Below are 15,497 nucleotides of genomic sequence, written 5' to 3' on the forward strand. Positions count from 1 at the left end.
AGTCACCCTGGAAAACTTTACCCTGTGTTGGGGGCAGCGCTAGAGTTGGCGACGCGCACAAAGCGGATGGGGTGGATAGGCGCGGGCGCCCATCCAGGTCGCCGTCAGCCAAAAATGAAATCAGATTCGGTCAAGGTATCGCTAAACGAACGTAATTCGATCCGTTCGTCCCCAAAAACTAGTATTTGGTTAGCCCCGTCTTGGTTGACCCACAAGTCGTCTAGGCTGCTGGCGCCCCAGGCACTCATGTCGATCACGTCGTTTGTGACGTCGAAGCCTTGGATGTCATCTTTTTCAGCATCAGCCAGCATAACGAATGTATCCGCAGCCTCAGTACCGATCAGGGTGCTACGCCCAACGGTATCATTGATCAGATTTTCACCAGTAGGCGGAGGCGGTGTTGRCCCATCAAAGATGAAGTTACTCTCCGTCAAGGTATCGCTRAACGAACGCAATTCGATCCGTTCGTCCCCAAAAACTAGTATTTGGTTAGCCCCGTCTTGGTTGACCCACARGTCGTCTAGGCTGCTGGCGCCCCAGGCACTCATGTCGATCACGTCGTTTGTGACGTCGAAGCCTTGGATGTCATCTTTTTCAGCATCAGCCAGCATAACGAAYGTATCCGCAGCCTYAGTACCGATCAGGGTGCTACGCCCAACGGTATCATTGATCAGATTWTCACCAGTAGGCGGAGGCGGTGTTGACCCATCAAAGATGAAGTTACTCTCCGTCAAGGTATCGCTAAACGAACGCAATTCGATCCGTTCGTCCCCAAAAACTAGTATTTGGTTAGCCCCGTCTTGGTTGACCCACAGGTCGCCTAGGCTGCTGGCGCCCCAGGCACTCATGTCGATCACGTCGTTTGTGACGTCGAAGCCTTGGATGTCATCTTTTTCAGCATCAGCCAGCATAACGAATGTATCTGCAGCCTCAGTACCGATCAGGGTGCTACGCCCAACGGTATCATTGATCAGATTATCACCAGTAGGCGGAGGCTCTGGCAGATCGCTGCTGCTCAAACCAGCAAGAAACATATTGGGCGCATTGCCGTCAATATCCCAGCTGACCAGCACACCACCGCTGACGTCGGAAACGTTGATCCCCGCCTGTTGTGCTTCTTGAAAGGTGGAAAAACTGATTTCAGAGATACTTCCGTCCGGCGATGTATATTGCAGTACTACAATATCCTCACCCAAGACGAAATCTTGAACGGTGTCGGGCCCTTGGTTTGATTTCCCAACGAAAGTATCAGAACCATTGCCGCCGATCAGAACGTCAGAGCCAGTACCGCCTTGGATCGTATCATCGCCGGCCCCGCCCGATAGCGTGTCGTTTCCACTACCACCCCAAACACGATCATGCCCACCACCAGCTTGAACGCTATCGTCATTCAGCCCCGCTGCGATGACGTCATTCCCGTCAGTTCCCTGGATTACTGCTGCCACATCGCTTCCGTCCACATCCAGATCATTAATAAGAATGCCTCCATTGGAAGGTTGGTAATCGTTGCTATTGTTCGTTTCAGGAACTACGTTCACAGGATCAACATAGCCCACCGAGGTCATTGCGGCGAAATTTGGTGGGGCGACGGTGAAAAAATGGCCCTCTTGGTCACCACTGTTGGCAGCCCCATTGCCAGTGACATCTACTCTAGCTCCCTCGAGGCTGTAGAACACCCAGCCAGTACCGGTATCAATAAGAAGCCATTGTTGCGGAGAGCTGTTTAGGTCGTTGTGGTCTCCGTTCCATTCCACAACCTTCCAGCTATATCCGCTGGTTTGACCGTAACCTTGTTTCAGGTCAGAGGCTGAAATCGAGGCTCCCTCAATTTGGATAACATCGCGAGAAAGATCGAAATCTTCAATTCGGCCGATAACTGTTCCTGTAACAGAAGATAGGCTATCAAAATTGAATACATCGTGCCCGTTTCCACCGCGAACATGATGACCTTGATACTCTCTGTGTTGGTGGATCCAGTCTGACCGATACCTATCGCCATCACCAAAGTACATGTTGATTACATCGTCACCGTTTCCAGCATAGACGTGTGTTTGGCGCACGTTTGCATAGTCGTGTGCGTTGATTGTGTCGTCTTGACCTGTACCAGTCAGATTAACCTGCCCTGATGCGCTGGTGGGCGTTGTTATAACAGCCATTTTTCTCTCCTAAATTTGTTCGAGCTTTTTGAAAATGTGCACGCATAAGGAGCTAGTGTTTTGCGCATGTCAACCTGAGGCATATTCCGTGATCTGGAAAAGTGTTTTCAGCTTGCCTCAAGCTGGAGAAAACACTGCTATTCCAGAGAGAGGTGGTCTAACTTTTTCGACCAGTTTTCAGCCTTGTTGAGATGGGTCAGGGTTCCCTTCCAGGCTGAGGACGGTCAGCGGCTTTGCCTACCTGTTATTTTCCCTAATCGAACACGAATTGTCGTCAGCGAAACCCGATCTGACTGGGTTTGTCTGTGGGGGAATGGTGTGCATGGGATTAGTGGTGACACGATCAAGGACCATATCGGCGAGACCCTAAGTCTAGAGCGCCTTGAGATCGTGAACTGCATGTCCAGTGTTAGGAGACACTTGATATTGCAGTAACCGGAAGAACCCGGAAGAAGCCGGACTGAACCTTGTAAAAAAGGGTTTTCAGTGTGAACCTAGAAGTTATGAAGACCCGACATGTTGTCTTTCAAACTCTGTCAAACCGCCCTTACAAGGCCAACAGCAAATATCGGGACCCTTCGCGCTTCAAACTCTGACTGTCTCACTACCAACGTGGAACTATGTAGGAAAACTCGTTGACGGTACGAGCGCCAACTCGCTGGAGAATTGGTCGAAAATGCTCAAGAAGCAATGGTACCTCAACCCGGTTAGACGTATCTCGCTGAAAGTAAAGATTTGCAATCAAAACGCCGGAGATTGCGGAAAGAACGTTTCTCAAATTTGCCATTTCAAAATGCTCCGTGCGTTGGTGTTTCACCTTATTGTTTGCGGTCCACCAGTCAGGCGTTTCGTCGTTCGACCATGATTCGAATGGCCTAAACGTCAGATCAAAGGGATCGACACGGACAGAAACGCCTGAAATTAATGGAGATTTTTGACGTATAACTTTCCGATACCCATGTTCATTACGGACGGAATCATCACCAAACCCCTTACAAATCCCCTTTAAAAGAACGTCACATTCCTGGGTGGCGATCATGAGTAACCGAGCAAGTTCTAATGAATATGTGTTCAAGTTGCCTTCAGCAGGTTGTATGAAGCGAGAGAGTTGGCTGACATCATCATCCAGCACCTTAAGGTAGCGCCAATGGTCGGACATCCTAGGCCCCTCCGTTACCCAACAAGCAAAGGGAACGTGGACGTTTGCCGCTACTCGGTCAAGCCCATACTCAGCCCCGAAAGTCCGATAAAGGCACTTATGTTGAGTTTGGAGTGTTCAGTTGGAGTCGCCGAACCGTGAGCCTCCCCCAATGAAGTGGTCCGCCCCTATGTTTAGAAAAGCGGAGGACCATAGATGGCTATTAAGAGACCGAAGCCCGAAGAGATTGTCGTGAAGTTACGGCAGGTTGAAGTGTTGATGGGGCAAGGGATGCCCCGGATTGATGCAATCCGTCAGATCGGCGTGACGGAGCAAACCTATTACCGCTGGAAGAAGAAGTACAGCGGAATGGGCACAGAGCAGCTTAAGGAACTGAAGCGGCTCCAGAAGGAAAACGAGCGCCTGCGCAGGGCGGTAACGGACCTGACGCTGGACAAATTGATCCTGTCCGAGGCCGCAAAGGGAAACTTCTGAGCCCCTCGCGCCGCCGTGCCTGCATCGACCTCATTCGCAGCAAGATGAAGGTTTCCGAGCGTCGCGTTTGCCGTGTCCTGGGCCAACACCGGTCCACACAACGGCGATTGCCACAGGGGCGTGCCGACGAGGAACACCTGGTAGCTGATATGATCGAGCTGACGCGTCAGTACGGGCGATATGGCTATCRCCGGATTGCTGCCTTACTGCGAGACGCTGGCTGGCAGGTGAATGACAAACGTGTCGAACGTTTGTGGAAACGCGAGGGGCTCAAAGTGCCTGTGAAACAGCAAAAGAAAGGACGGCTCTGGCTCAACGACGGTTCGTGTGTCCGGCTTCGTCCCGAATATCGTAATCACGTCTGGTCGTACGATTTCGTGCATCACCGAACAGATGATGGCAGGGCTTTCAGGACATTGAACATTCTGGACGAACACAGCCGGGAATGTCTTGCGATCCGGGTGAAGCGGAAGCTGAACGCGAACGAAGTCATTGATGCTCTGACGGATCTGTTCATTCTGCGAGGCGTGCCCTCTTACATCCGATCAGATAATGGCCCTGAGTTCATTGCTGAGGCCGTCAGAGGCTGGATCAAGGCTGTCGGGGCCAAGGCCGCATACATCGAGCCTGGATCGCCATGGGAGAACGGATACTGCGAAAGCTTCAATGGGCGAATGAGGGATGAATTGCTGAACGGTGAAATCTTCTATTCGTTACGAGAGGCCCAGATCATTATCGAAAGCTGGAGAAAACACTACAACACCAAACGACCCCACAGTGCTCTGGGCTACCGCCCACCTGCGCCAGAGACCATCGTCCCGATGGACCAAAGGCCAACCATGCACTAACTTTCAATTTGGACCACTCAAGTGGGGCTGCTCAAGCTTTGAGCCCACTTTACCATATTTCCACCGCGCAGCGAATGTCAGCTCGCACAGATGTGTATATGATTTCCCAACAACCAATAGGTTCAGAAAGAGTTTTCGGCAGCGCAAATGAGGGTGTTCTGAGGCCGCTCCAAAAACGGTTCTTCTGCGGAGATGTTAAAAAGCTCTGCTTTCTTGAGTGAAATCAGTTATTTTCTCATGCTACCTTTCTCTAAGACTTCTTCTAAGAAAGATCCGCCATACATTTGATAAACATTTAGGTAGGAGATTTCAGCATCATCATCACCAAATCTATAGGACCGGATATGTTCTTCCGATTCAAACATTTTTTCAGGATAATTTTTGAGGGCTTGAACGCACAAAATATCTGGCAGTTTTGTATCGAGCTTGTCGCGCTGTTGCGTTGCGCAAACCTCCTCAATTTTTTGAAGCCAAGAATAGTATCTAGGATCTTCAGCCTCTTTAAGTGCCTGCTCAAAAAGGTGATCGTGCTGCCTGCATATGGAGTATAGTTCCCAAAACTTCATATACTCTTCCTAAAACTTAGCTGCAGATAAAACCATCTTCATGTGCTTGTACTGAAAATGGTCGTTTTTGGAAAGTCACCAAACCGGACATTGGCGCATCTGCAGCGAAATGGCGCATTGTCCGCATAGCTGACCTTAGGCGTTCCCTGCCAGGCTGCGGACGGTCACAGCGCTCTAGGAGCTAATAAGCAACATTATGTTAACTCCCGAACTGGAAAATACAGCCAAAAACTAGGCATCTCTTTCCAGAACGGGATTATAACAATAGTTTCAGATGGTTACCCCAGCGACGCCGTGGATGGGTCGCTGGGGGCTTTTGATACCCCACGCCCGCTCACGGCAAAGACCGGCCCCGGCGCAGTCATATTTCGGCTGATCCGGGGTCACCTCGCCCGCCTGCCCTGGGCAAATCTATCTGACTTTCTGGGCGATCTCATCGGTGGGATTTGCGTCTGTCTTCTCCCCCTCGCCCTCTTGTTTCTGGAGTTCTTGAAATGACCAAGTCCTTTCAATCCCGTCGGACCTCATTGGCCCCCAAGCGTTCTGAGCGCGCAGCTCGTGCAGGGCGCAACCCCAGCACCGGAGAGGCCATCCAGATCGCAGCGGCGTCTTCGCTGACCTTCAAGCAAGCCAAAGCGGTCAAGGAACAACTCAACTCCTAATATTTGCGAAACCCGCCCGGCCAAGTCGGGCGAGGTCATCAGGGAGTGGCGGCCCTGATCTGATGAGCAGCCCAACACTGGAAAGGACACAGACATGGCACCATTCATTCTCGGGGCGGCCCTCCTGGTTGTCGGTGCATTTCTTGCCGCCTGCGAGGTCCGAGCCTGCGCGTATGAGCGCAAAAATACCGGCCCATTTCTCGCGTGTTGTGGCGCCGCCTACCTGGTCGGCGCTGCTCTCAACGCCTTCCTGTAAAAGCCCCAAACCCCACCCATTTTCGAAAGAAACCACTCATGACAAACGCCGCTTCCCCATTTGCTCTTGGCCTGACCCAAGATCAAGTTAACCGCATGACCGCCATCGCAACTAATCGCCGCGAATGGAGCCGCAAGACCTTCGGCGACGTCGGCCCGGTCGGCCCTCTTGAACACCTCGCAGAAGAGGCCGTCGAAGCTAAGAACGCACCAACCAATCCCGAGGAATACGCCGATTGCACGTTCCTTATTTGGGACGCGTTGGAACGCCAGAATTCCTTCACTGTGGACCAGTTTATTGACGCCATTGTTAGGGGACACTTGATATTGCAGTAACCGGAAGAGGCCGGATGATCCCGGAAGAAGGCGGATAGAGCTATGTAAAAAAGGAACTTCCGCGCTGAATACGGAGATCTTGGAAAGAAATTGGTTTGTCCTTCAAAACCTGAAAATGGCCAACATTTGAACGCTAAGGAAATTTTGAGACCCTTCGCATTTCAAACTCCCTCATGTCTGCTTCTGTAAACAAGTGGGTTTTTTGTGTTCCGGCATACCTTTCCGTTCCATCGTGGCCGCTGTAGCTCCAATAAAACCAAGCAGTCAATTCCTCGCTCTCCCGATCCAACGAATGGAAACTCTCGTAAGGCACTTTAACTTCGCCATTAGGGGGTACTACTGGTACTTCCAGCAAGTTCTGCGCGCTATCAAGTACCCCTGAGGCAGGTGGCGCCCCCTGCTCTTCGTCTTCTTTAGGGTAGATTGCGATGAACACATCAACCCCAATCCTGACTTTTGTCGCAGGGGCAGTTCCGTAGTTTACTAGCTTGATATAGCCTTCGACACATCCATCTACTGAATGAAAAAATTGCCCTTCAAACAAGAGAAATGGGCGGATCTGTGCTTCGCCTATTCGCCTTTGATCTTTTGACATTTCTCTTGTGGAAACAAGCGTTTCCCTGGTCGCCTCGAGCGTCTGATACACCAAATACACCGCGACCAGACTGATTGCCGTAGCACCAGTAGAAGCTATAGCCGTCAACCAAGCAGGGATTTTCTGAAGATCAGTCTGGCCTGCAGCCCCGAGGTACAGAGCAGTGATAAACCCCAGAAAGAAAGCAACGAATGTAAAGAGAACAAGCCGATTTCGTGCTTGGTACTTCTCTTGATCAGATACTTCAGCAGGAACCTTAGGTGATCCCCTTGATTTCAATGCCATTGATGACTCGCCTACAAAATCGATACAATGAAAGGTATGGTGAAATGTTCGACCTGTACAACCGTCTAAGATGAGCCCTAAAGGCACTACAATAGACTGCTTCGTAAACTAGTTTCCAAGCGCAACGGTGTGAGAGTTTGGGGCACTGATGGCCTTCGAAATCCGATAAGGGCTCTTATGTTGAGTTTGGAGTGCGCAGTTAGAAGCGCCGAACCGGAAAGTGCGGCTGCTTCGGGTAGTCGGCTTTCCAGAAACGGAATAGGTAAGTGATTTCAACCAAATGCGAGAAACGAAACCTTTGAAACCCGCTCTCAAACTGGAAAGAGATTTGGGCTCATCAAGGGGAACTTAGTCCCTACCCACCGCACTGCAGAGAACGGCAGCTTCGAGCCCATACCTACTGGCTATCCCACTGACCAATTGGCTCGTACCAGACCAAATAGTCGTCACCGAGTTCTGTTTGGACATCCAGAAGTATCGCGAGCGCTTCGGTTTCGAACTTGGTGAACTGTTCCTTTGACCAAGGGCTCCGCCCACCTGGATCTGACCAGTCCAGCGCTCCGTCGTGGGCTTTTGTCAACTCAACCAACTTGGCCTTGGTTCTTTGTGACAAAGGCAGGGTGGTCTCCAAGTTTGAGTAACCACCAAAGGCGGATTGCGCTGCCTTGTTCATGCCCCACAAGCAAGGCCCACCCCACTCAAACATTAGCCGAACTTTGAACTGCGCCATGAGCTGGAAATTTCCCCGATTTATCTTTCTCCGGATCTTGATAGCCTCGAATTCGACAAGTGGTCAAAGTCCGCTTCGTCCGCTAAGCCGACCTTGATCTCCGGTCTCAGTGTCAGTTTGGTATGCTTGCGCGGCGAACGGCAGCTGTGAGCCCAATTCGACCGATGCTGCACAGCGCATGAGCGTCCGCTTTGAACAATCTCACGGACAATCGAGATCAAGATTTCTTGGAAATTCTATGGGCATGCCGATAAGAACTTGTAGTTCTTCGAAACGGGCAATCAGTTCAGATTGTGCCTCTGCATACTGTTTTGGATTTGTTGGCTGAAATCCGCGTCTGTCCATATCCATGTCAACTTCGTCCCAATCCGAGAATCCACGTTGATACCAAGTTCGGACTGGTAACGGGGGTTCGATACCAACCCACACTTCCCCATCCAAATCATATTCGAAAACGATGTTTCGCACTTCGTTATCCGTTCCGCATGGCGGAAGAGCAAAACGGATAAGTGGCCTTGTTTGATCAGGAAGATAACTCTGTCGAATGATCAGGTCTTGGCCACCCAAGTTGCGTTTTGGGACTGCCGAAAGCCTTTCACGAATAAAGCGGTAGTCGTCATTTGCAGAGCTGGCACTTGCTTCGATAGCGACCCTTTCAAAAATACCTTGGAAAAACGAATAGGGCGAATTTACTGAGCACAAGCTGAACTGCTGCCAGTACATATATGCACCCACATGGCGTTCCAGCAAAGCTTCAAACCTTGGAGGGTCGCCCAGAAGGAGTTCCTTGATAGGCTCCATTGTCTCATGGAGGACAACGGGGCTCATAAATTGCGCAACGACAGCAGCCTGCATTTGCGGTGTGAACGTCGGACCGAGTTCTCGGTCAAGGAAAGATAACGTGAAAAGCATATCGTCATAGCGGGCTTGTGCAAATGGCGCACGCCATGCCGTGCCATTGAGCGCGTCCTCGATTTGGGTACGCAGAATATCCGCTAATGTGTCGGACAGATTGCCAAGAACCTCGTCCTCCTGTGCAGACCTAACTACTCTTCCGTCGGTACTATAGTTGGCGATGCAAGCATGTTGAGCCTGAACAGTTTGTGGAGCTGTCAGTGCTGCGAGAGCAATAAAAGCCAGTCCAAGAACGTTCGCAAAATTCATCCTAATTTCCAAACCGGTGTTATGGACGGGACTAGTCGCCTGCCTGAGTTCAATTGCCGAATATTGCCCATGTTTATACCATGGCCAAACTCCAGTAGCCACGCCCGGCATCCAAGGCTCTTCAGCAAACCGGACATTCCAGTTACCGCAACGAACGGCAACAAAGTCCGCAGTCCTACCCTTCAACCTCAAAACATTGCAGCAAGCCTCACGAATGACCGCTTTTCATGCGGCATCGCAGCGGTCGAGGGCTGTGTTCTCAGGTCGAAAGGCGGACTTTGCAAAGTGCACAAACTGCGCATAGCCGACGTAGCAGGGGGCTGCGCGGCTGGCGCCGATCCGCCCAGGTTGCGGATGGCTGCTGTCAGCCCAAAGCAGACCGGTGCGAAGCGGGGTTGGCTGCTGTTGCCGCACATGCACAAATCGCGCCTCGACTTCCTGAAGGCGGACATTCTAGCTGTCAAACGCGGTTTTTTGCCCTCAATGTCCGCTAGGAGCCCACTTTGACCGATGCTGCGCGATGAACGAATGGCAGCTTTTGGTGGTCAGGCCAAAAAAACCGCCATCAGTCCTCTTGCACGATCCAATGGGGAAAAATACCAATGGGGAAAAATAAAAATTTTTGTTGCATCGCGCGGGTTCCACCAAGCAGAGTGTACAAATATTAAGGCAAAAGTTCCTTCACACGGTGCCGATACAAAAATCTGGGTCATCCAATGAGTAACAAAATAAGTCTTGAAACGGCGCGCTACAAGTTAGCAAATATTTGGTTTCCCGCTTGTGGCGTGCTGTTTCTCATTATGGCAACTCAAACACTAATGGGCGCTTACGGAGCCGATGCTTCAAAAGCTTGGGGATGGGCGCTCCCAAATTTCTTGCCGACGCTAGCTTTGATGATAAGCGTGTTTGCTGCGGGCGCACTTCAACCCGATTCTCCTGACGAAATGCGGGTCCGGCGATCTTTCTTTCGCCTATCTGCTTGGTTGTCGATTTTCTATATAGCTGTGCTGTTTCTTGTTATTCTTGCGCCTGTTGTCTTGACGCTTTTAGGCAAACAGGCATCAACAGTTGAAGCGCGAATTTCAGCAATGGAGCAGGCGAGTATTTTTACGGGCCCGTTACAAGGGCTCGTAGTAGCCGCAATCGGCGTATTGTTCTTTCTTAAGGACAAAAACGATGCGTAGAAGCGTGACAACAACCAGCTGCGTGCTGGCGACAGCGATTCTTGTTTCTTGCAGTGCGGGACCCAACCAAGATTTTTTTCCCATCCCAGCCCCTAAACCATCTTCAAGCATTCCTTTGAGTATAGCTGAAATTTCTGCGGAGTATGGTGCATCTACTTCCTTGCTTGATTTAGAGGTGTCCATTCGATCAGCTCTTCGTTCGGCGGGATACTTCGATGTTGGTACTCTCCCAACGCCGCAGGGGGGTATAGCAATCATCACTCCTGTAGAGCAGATCACCTCAGGCGGGATGCCCGTCGACGGTGCGCAACGATGGGTCGCAGACATCAACAGAAACACCTGTGGTTCGTTCTCCTTTTCATGTTTGTTAGAAGCCCTTTTTCTTGCGCCAGAGGGCCTCTACAGAATTCTGGTGATCGTAGCCACAGATGAGCCAGTTCAGTTCGACACCAGTATTGAGTTCGATCAGGAAGCTATGGAGTCGCTCATGAATGCTCGCCGTTTAGACCTCAACCCAGATCTTTCGGAAACATTTTTAACCAGTGATCACGATGTGTATCTTCTTGTCTACGAATTCAGGTCGACATCCTCAAATGAAATGTCCCCAGAAGTTCCTGGGCGAATAGGCGTTCTGGATCATCTCGCCTCTATTAATCTTGCCTCCCTAGTGCAATGATTGCCCATTTGATTAGTTGGACTGGGGACTCCGTTCAATCCATGTAAGCCGAATTTTTTGCCCCAATGGACGAGATCTAAGCTCGGCATTAGATTTCCTTTCCAGTACCAAATTTGTCAGAACTCATACATTTCTGTTTCTGGTCAGAACGACCATTTGTGCCGTCCGCCGCTTTGTCGAAGCGGACCTTGGCGCAGACGTAGCGAAAGCTAACAATGTCCGCTCTGCTGCCGTCCAACCTCAGAAAATCGCCGCACCTCGCATCAATGACTGCTTTTCACGCGGCATCGCAGCGGTCGCAGGCGGTGTTCCTAGGCTGAAAGACGGACTTTGCAAACTCCGCTATCTGCGCATAGCCGCCGTTGCTGGTTGTTTGCAAGGATAGCGCTGATCCATGCAAGGTTGCGGATGGCTGCTGTCAGCCCTTTCTAGACATTGGTACAAGGTTTCGCCGCGACAATACTGCAGGCGCGACATTGTGTGATCAGGCTCCCGAAGCAGACGCTCAGTGAGCTTGAACAGCCGAAGTCGATGCTGCGGTAGCGCCAACGGCTGTGCAGCATCGACTTTGAGAAACTGGGTAGCACGACGTTCTGAAGGTGTACGAAGCTACCCATTGAAGACGCTCTTTCAGTTGGCAGCGAACCAACAACTCTGCAGCAATCAGACAAATGATTATTTCGGTCAAATGCCTGAAGGCTGAAAACTGATGCATCGAGAGCACCCGATCACGATTCCAGTTTGCAGAATTCCGTGTTTCCGTTGGTATGGCGCAGGTTCACCACATCGTTGCGCTCTAGTTTGCCACCAGCAACACTGGTCGATGTCGGCGAGCCCCAAAGAAGGCGCCCGCAAAACGGGATGCTTCCCCAAGAAACGCAGGGATTACCGCCTGGAGTCAGATCGACCTCGCACCTTGAAAGCTCTGACCACACGAAATACGGGCTGCCGTTGTGCATGAAGTACAGATCACCCTCAGCGCTAGCAGCCTTTCCGACAAGAGTGGCTCCTATCACGATGATGACTGCGGCTAAAGTCGAGGGTAACTTTTTTCCAATGGATTTCGGCATGTCAGATGTTTCCTAAAATGGCAAAGGGTCATCGACTATTCCTACTGCGAACCCTCCTCCCACAAAAGTAGTTCAAATGTACCATTTCCCTAGAAAAAATCGGCGCGTATAATTGCGCGCTTGGCTGGAAAACCTCATGCTAATTTCACGGATTTCCCCTTGGTGATTTTGCACAGGATCGGGCCTAGTTGTTCACCCGGTTGCCGTTGGGCCCTCAAACACGCAGAGTACCCCCACCAAACTTGTCAGATGTCCGCTTTGAGCCCAAAGAGCGTGATGCTGCACGGAACGCGAATGTCTGCTCTAACTGGACAGACCGTCATGAAGTTGCCCACAGCACGAAATCTAATTACCTTAGGGGTCTGGCAAGGAGCGATAAATCACCTCCAGTAAACATACTTCAAGAGCTGAATAGAATGAACAAAGACCAACACCTTTTGAACTTGTTGACGAAGGTAAAACACAAGCAATACGAACACTTCGTTGTTTCCCGGATCATCCACAACCTTTGCAGCACCGATGTAAAACTTGTGTCTCAACAGCTTGTCCGACGTCCGAATGGACGGGCCTTGCTCGATTTGTACTTTCCTCAAATCAATGTGTCTCTGGAGGTAGACGAACCCCAACACGAAGGAGAAAACCACAAACAGCTAGATGACCTTAGATCGCGAGATATCGTTGAGGCAACCAATCTGACTGAAAAGCGGATCAAGGTTTTGGGCCCAGACAGCGAACATAGGTCTTTGGTTGAGTTGGGGCGTCAAACCGACGAATTCCTCAGTTTTGTTCTTTCGAAAGTCGAAGAAGAAAGAAAACTAGGTCGTTATAAACCTTGGGATTTCGATAATGAACTCACCTCAAAACCGCATCTGGAACGTGGCTACATCGATGCTAGAGAAAATGTCTTGCTGCGCAAACACACCGATGCAATCGAGCTGTTCGGTGTAAACTTGAAGGCGCACATGCGAGGTGGTTGGAGACCGCCAAAAGAGACTGGATTATCGATGGTTTGGTTTCCTCGACTCTATCAAAATGGTGAGTGGGATAACTCTCTTTCAAGTGATGGTTCGATGATCATCGAAAAGCGTCTGGGTGAACACAATGCGGGCTATCAGCCTGGCACAAATGGTGAGGTTCATCCCAGAGCAGTTTTCGCAAGACGCGAAGAACCGTTGATTGGGACTCTTTATCGCTTCGTTGGAGTGTTTCGGCTAAATGCCGACTCTTCTCGACGTGAGGGCGGCGCTGTCTTTTATAAGGTTTCAGACCGAATTAATCTGAGGTGACATTGGCAAGGCTAGCCCAAAACCAATAATTTTCAGTTTCTTTTGACGCCACCATTTTCGACCGTCTTGGTTCCTAGAATGCGGCCATTGGCGTAGCCTCAGCGAATGGTCGTTTTGTCCGCAGCGCTGCCGCCCAAGCCCAGAAAATCGCCGCACCTTGCATCAATGACCGCTTTTGACGCAGCATCGCAGCGGTAGAGGGCTACGTTCTCAGGTCGAAAGGTGGACTTTGCAAAGTACACAAACTGCGCATAGCTGCCTATCGGGCCAATCTAAGTTGAGAGTGCCGCGAACGGCTGATTGACCAGCACAACCGAAATTGAACTCATGGCGACTGCCCTCGCGGTATCCGGGTCTGATAAGGCCCGTTATGTTGAGCAAGGGGAAGGCCGCTAAAAGTGCAACAAGCCTCATGCAAAAAGTACTCGAGAAAGGTCCACCCTATGAATCCAAAGGCCATGGGGAATCTTCCATAAACATCTTCTCTCAGCCTTTTTCAGCTAGTCCGGCATCCGGAATCAGCCTGTTTGGGGAGATGGCGATCATGCCACCTGACATAGGCACCAACTACGAGCCCATTCAACGTCTAGGAATGTAGGCAAACCCTCTCATCTTCTTGACAATTTTGCGTTCACGCGGCCTTGATGCGCCGATGGAACGCAAAACTTCAATGGATGTGTTTGGAGCAACAGCTCTGATCGGATTTGCCCTGCTTTTGGGCTTCAATCAGGTTGTGATTAAATTCACAGGGGGTGGTTTCGGGCCTGTGCTTCTGGCGGCTTTACGCTCTGCCGGGGCAGTCGTAATTTTGCTGATCTGGATGCGGTATAAAGGTGTACCCGTGATTATGCCCAAGGGCGTAAGCCGCTGGGGCGTGTTGTCAGGCTGCCTGTTTACATTTGAGTTCATCTGCCTGTTCACAGCTCTGGACCTGGCCTCAGTTTCTCGCGTGTCCATCATCTTTTATTCAATGCCCGTATGGCTGGCCTTGGCTGCTCACATGTTTTTGCCCGGGGAGCAACTGTCGCGGAAGCGTATCCTTGGGTTAGCCACTGCAATGGCAGGAGTAATGTGGGCGCTGGCAGATCGGAATGGCACTGATGTAAGCTGGTTGGGGGATCTTGCTGCATTGGGTGCTGCATTGGGCTGGGCAAGCCTTGCTTTGTTGGTGCGCACGACCCCCTTGAGCACGGTTAAGCCAGAGATTCAGCTGTTGTGGCAAGTTGCGATCTCGGCCCCTATCCTGTTCGTTCTTGCCCCGTTTATGGGCGATCTAGTGCGAGACGTAGAGCCAATTCACCTAGCGGGACTAGCGTTTCAGATCGTCTTCATCTCAAGCCTTGGCTACCTTTTTTGGTTTTGGCTGCTCACAATCTACCCTGCAGCGTTTGTTGCTTCGTTCAGTTTCCTGTCGCCAGTTTTCTCTGTTTTCCTTGGATGGTTGCTCCTAAATGAGCGAGTAGAAATCAGTATTTTGGGTGCGTTGGTCATGGTCGCGACAGGGATCTACTTGATCAATCGACGGTAAGAAGGGCTTTCGATTTTACGCAGCACTCCTCGTCCTTCTGAGCAGCCCCACTTGAGTGGTCCAAATTGAAAGTTAGTGCATGGTTGGCCTTTGGTCCATCGGGACGATGGTCTCTGGCGCAGGTGGGCGGTAGCCCAGAGCACTGTGGGGTCGTTTGGTGTTGTAGTGTTTTCTCCAGCTTTCGATAATGATCTGGGCCTCTCGTAACGAATAGAAGATTTCACCGTTCAGCAATTCATCCCTCATTCGCCCATTGAAGCTTTCGCAGTATCCGTTCTCCCATGGCGATCCAGGCTCGATGTATGCCGCCTTGGCCCCGACAGCCTTGATCCAGCCTCTGACGGCCTCAGCAATGAACTCAGGGCCATTATCTGATCGGATGTAAGAGGGCACGCCTCGCAGAATGAACAGATCCGTCAGAGCATCAATGACTTCGTTCGCGTTCAGCTTCCGCTTCACCCGGATCGCAAGACATTCCCGGCTGTGTTCGTCCAGAATGTTCAATGTCCTGAAAGCCCTGCCA

At 50.9% G+C, this 15,497-nt stretch carries 17 protein-coding genes and 1 other RNA gene; 10 read left to right on the top strand and 8 right to left on the bottom strand.

Annotated features, from left to right (window positions below):
• Positions 1-104 precede the first annotated feature (104 nt).
• Together ED661_RS21220 and ED661_RS21225 are read right to left on the bottom strand one after the other, a co-directional pair.
• Complete coding sequence (locus ED661_RS21220) at positions 105-2,156, bottom strand: calcium-binding protein (protein ID WP_122076977.1); 2,052 nt, start codon at positions 2,154-2,156, stop codon at positions 105-107.
• 604 nt (positions 2,157-2,760) lie between these two features.
• Positions 2,761-3,315 carry a hypothetical protein gene (locus ED661_RS21225; protein ID WP_122076980.1) on the bottom strand — a complete coding sequence of 185 codons (555 nt, stop codon included), beginning with the start codon at positions 3,313-3,315 and terminating at the stop codon, positions 2,761-2,763.
• A 195-nt stretch (positions 3,316-3,510) separates the two neighbouring features.
• On the opposite strand from ED661_RS21225, the gene ED661_RS21230 reads away from it, so the two are divergent.
• Positions 3,511-4,637, top strand: a protein-coding gene (locus tag ED661_RS21230) for an IS3 family transposase (protein WP_122076982.1) whose coding sequence is annotated in 2 segments (ribosomal slippage) — positions 3,511-3,775 and positions 3,775-4,637 — 1,128 coding nt in all. Because the reading frame shifts where the segments join, the coding sequence is not laid out codon by codon here.
• A 227-nt stretch (positions 4,638-4,864) separates the two neighbouring features.
• Here ED661_RS21230 and ED661_RS21235 read toward each other — a convergent pair.
• Positions 4,865-5,203, bottom strand: coding sequence for a hypothetical protein (locus ED661_RS21235; RefSeq protein WP_122076984.1), 339 nt, complete (start codon positions 5,201-5,203; stop codon positions 4,865-4,867).
• A gap of 494 nt (positions 5,204-5,697) precedes the next feature.
• Here ED661_RS21235 and ED661_RS21245 point away from each other — a divergent pair, with 494 nt between their 5' ends.
• From ED661_RS21245 to ED661_RS21260, 4 genes are all read left to right on the top strand, one after another.
• Positions 5,698-5,865, top strand: coding sequence for an HU family DNA-binding protein (locus tag ED661_RS21245; RefSeq protein ID WP_122076989.1), 168 nt, complete (start codon positions 5,698-5,700; stop codon positions 5,863-5,865).
• Positions 5,866-5,868: 3 nt separating this feature from the next.
• Positions 5,869-5,941: hammerhead ribozyme type II (locus tag ED661_RS21250), an RNA gene on the top strand.
• 18 nt (positions 5,942-5,959) lie between these two features.
• The gene (locus ED661_RS21255; RefSeq protein WP_122076992.1) at positions 5,960-6,121 is read left to right on the top strand and encodes a hypothetical protein; all 162 of its coding nucleotides are present in this window, start codon (positions 5,960-5,962) and stop codon (positions 6,119-6,121) included.
• Positions 6,122-6,159: 38 nt separating this feature from the next.
• A complete protein-coding gene (locus ED661_RS21260; RefSeq protein ID WP_122077004.1) occupies positions 6,160-6,456 on the top strand; it encodes a dATP/dGTP pyrophosphohydrolase domain-containing protein in 297 nt (98 codons plus the stop codon).
• A gap of 133 nt (positions 6,457-6,589) precedes the next feature.
• Here ED661_RS21260 and ED661_RS21265 read toward each other — a convergent pair whose 3' ends face one another.
• The 3 genes from ED661_RS21265 to ED661_RS21275 all read right to left on the bottom strand — a co-directional run bounded on the left by ED661_RS21265 (position 6,590) and on the right by ED661_RS21275 (position 9,230).
• Positions 6,590-7,336: a hypothetical protein gene (locus ED661_RS21265; RefSeq protein WP_122077007.1), complete on the bottom strand. Its 747-nt coding sequence runs from the start codon at positions 7,334-7,336 to the stop codon at positions 6,590-6,592.
• A 397-nt stretch (positions 7,337-7,733) separates the two neighbouring features.
• Positions 7,734-8,066 (bottom strand): hypothetical protein, encoded by a 333-nt coding sequence (locus ED661_RS21270; RefSeq protein WP_122077009.1) that lies wholly within the window; start codon positions 8,064-8,066, stop codon positions 7,734-7,736.
• Positions 8,067-8,267: 201 nt separating this feature from the next.
• Positions 8,268-9,230, bottom strand: coding sequence for a hypothetical protein (locus ED661_RS21275; protein ID WP_122077011.1), 963 nt, complete (start codon positions 9,228-9,230; stop codon positions 8,268-8,270).
• A gap of 510 nt (positions 9,231-9,740) precedes the next feature.
• On the opposite strand from ED661_RS21275, the gene ED661_RS21285 reads away from it, so the two are divergent.
• From ED661_RS21285 to ED661_RS22045, 3 genes are read left to right on the top strand one after another with little or no spacing between them, the layout of a single operon-like run.
• The gene (locus ED661_RS21285; RefSeq protein WP_122077016.1) at positions 9,741-9,950 is read left to right on the top strand and encodes a hypothetical protein; all 210 of its coding nucleotides are present in this window, start codon (positions 9,741-9,743) and stop codon (positions 9,948-9,950) included.
• Positions 9,947-10,414, top strand: coding sequence for a hypothetical protein (locus tag ED661_RS21290; RefSeq protein ID WP_122077019.1), 468 nt, complete (start codon positions 9,947-9,949; stop codon positions 10,412-10,414). The genes ED661_RS21285 and ED661_RS21290 overlap by 4 nt, the downstream gene beginning before the upstream one ends.
• Positions 10,407-11,090 (top strand): hypothetical protein, encoded by a 684-nt coding sequence (locus ED661_RS22045; protein WP_162930217.1) that lies wholly within the window; start codon positions 10,407-10,409, stop codon positions 11,088-11,090. The genes ED661_RS21290 and ED661_RS22045 overlap by 8 nt, the downstream gene beginning before the upstream one ends.
• A 728-nt stretch (positions 11,091-11,818) precedes the next feature.
• On the opposite strand, the gene ED661_RS21300 is transcribed toward ED661_RS22045, so the two are convergent.
• On the bottom strand, positions 11,819-12,160 hold the full coding sequence (locus ED661_RS21300) for a hypothetical protein (RefSeq protein ID WP_122077024.1): 342 nt from the start codon (positions 12,158-12,160) through the stop codon (positions 11,819-11,821).
• Between the two features lie 416 nt (positions 12,161-12,576).
• Here ED661_RS21300 and ED661_RS21305 point away from each other — a divergent pair, with 416 nt between their 5' ends.
• Positions 12,577-13,446: an AbaSI family restriction endonuclease gene (locus ED661_RS21305; RefSeq protein WP_122077026.1), complete on the top strand. Its 870-nt coding sequence runs from the start codon at positions 12,577-12,579 to the stop codon at positions 13,444-13,446.
• Positions 13,447-14,098: 652 nt separating this feature from the next.
• A complete protein-coding gene (locus ED661_RS21315) occupies positions 14,099-14,974 on the top strand; it encodes a DMT family transporter (RefSeq protein ID WP_122077033.1) in 876 nt (291 codons plus the stop codon).
• Between the two features lie 72 nt (positions 14,975-15,046).
• Here ED661_RS21315 and ED661_RS21320 read toward each other — a convergent pair.
• A partial coding sequence (locus ED661_RS21320; RefSeq protein ID WP_162930218.1) for an integrase core domain-containing protein occupies positions 15,047-15,497 on the bottom strand: 451 nt, incomplete at its 5' end.

Source organism: Pseudophaeobacter sp. EL27 (assembly GCF_900313025.1).
Classification (GTDB): domain Bacteria; phylum Pseudomonadota; class Alphaproteobacteria; order Rhodobacterales; family Rhodobacteraceae; genus Pseudophaeobacter.

Coding starts and splice junctions, on each gene's coding strand:
- ED661_RS21260 (WP_122077004.1), top strand. CDS start 6,160: ATGACAAACGCCGCTTCCCCATTTGCTCTTGGCCTGACCCAAGATCAA.
- ED661_RS21290 (WP_122077019.1), top strand. CDS start 9,947: ATGAGTAACAAAATAAGTCTTGAAACGGCGCGCTACAAGTTAGCAAAT.
- ED661_RS21275 (WP_122077011.1), bottom strand. CDS start 9,230: ATGAATTTTGCGAACGTTCTTGGACTGGCTTTTATTGCTCTCGCAGCA.
- ED661_RS21270 (WP_122077009.1), bottom strand. CDS start 8,066: ATGGCGCAGTTCAAAGTTCGGCTAATGTTTGAGTGGGGTGGGCCTTGC.
- ED661_RS21235 (WP_122076984.1), bottom strand. CDS start 5,203: ATGAAGTTTTGGGAACTATACTCCATATGCAGGCAGCACGATCACCTT.
- ED661_RS21225 (WP_122076980.1), bottom strand. CDS start 3,315: ATGTCCGACCATTGGCGCTACCTTAAGGTGCTGGATGATGATGTCAGC.
- ED661_RS21315 (WP_122077033.1), top strand. CDS start 14,099: ATGGAACGCAAAACTTCAATGGATGTGTTTGGAGCAACAGCTCTGATC.
- ED661_RS21300 (WP_122077024.1), bottom strand. CDS start 12,160: ATGCCGAAATCCATTGGAAAAAAGTTACCCTCGACTTTAGCCGCAGTC.
- ED661_RS21285 (WP_122077016.1), top strand. CDS start 9,741: ATGCTGCGCGATGAACGAATGGCAGCTTTTGGTGGTCAGGCCAAAAAA.
- ED661_RS21245 (WP_122076989.1), top strand. CDS start 5,698: ATGACCAAGTCCTTTCAATCCCGTCGGACCTCATTGGCCCCCAAGCGT.
- ED661_RS21255 (WP_122076992.1), top strand. CDS start 5,960: ATGGCACCATTCATTCTCGGGGCGGCCCTCCTGGTTGTCGGTGCATTT.
- ED661_RS21305 (WP_122077026.1), top strand. CDS start 12,577: ATGAACAAAGACCAACACCTTTTGAACTTGTTGACGAAGGTAAAACAC.
- ED661_RS21265 (WP_122077007.1), bottom strand. CDS start 7,336: ATGGCATTGAAATCAAGGGGATCACCTAAGGTTCCTGCTGAAGTATCT.
- ED661_RS22045 (WP_162930217.1), top strand. CDS start 10,407: ATGCGTAGAAGCGTGACAACAACCAGCTGCGTGCTGGCGACAGCGATT.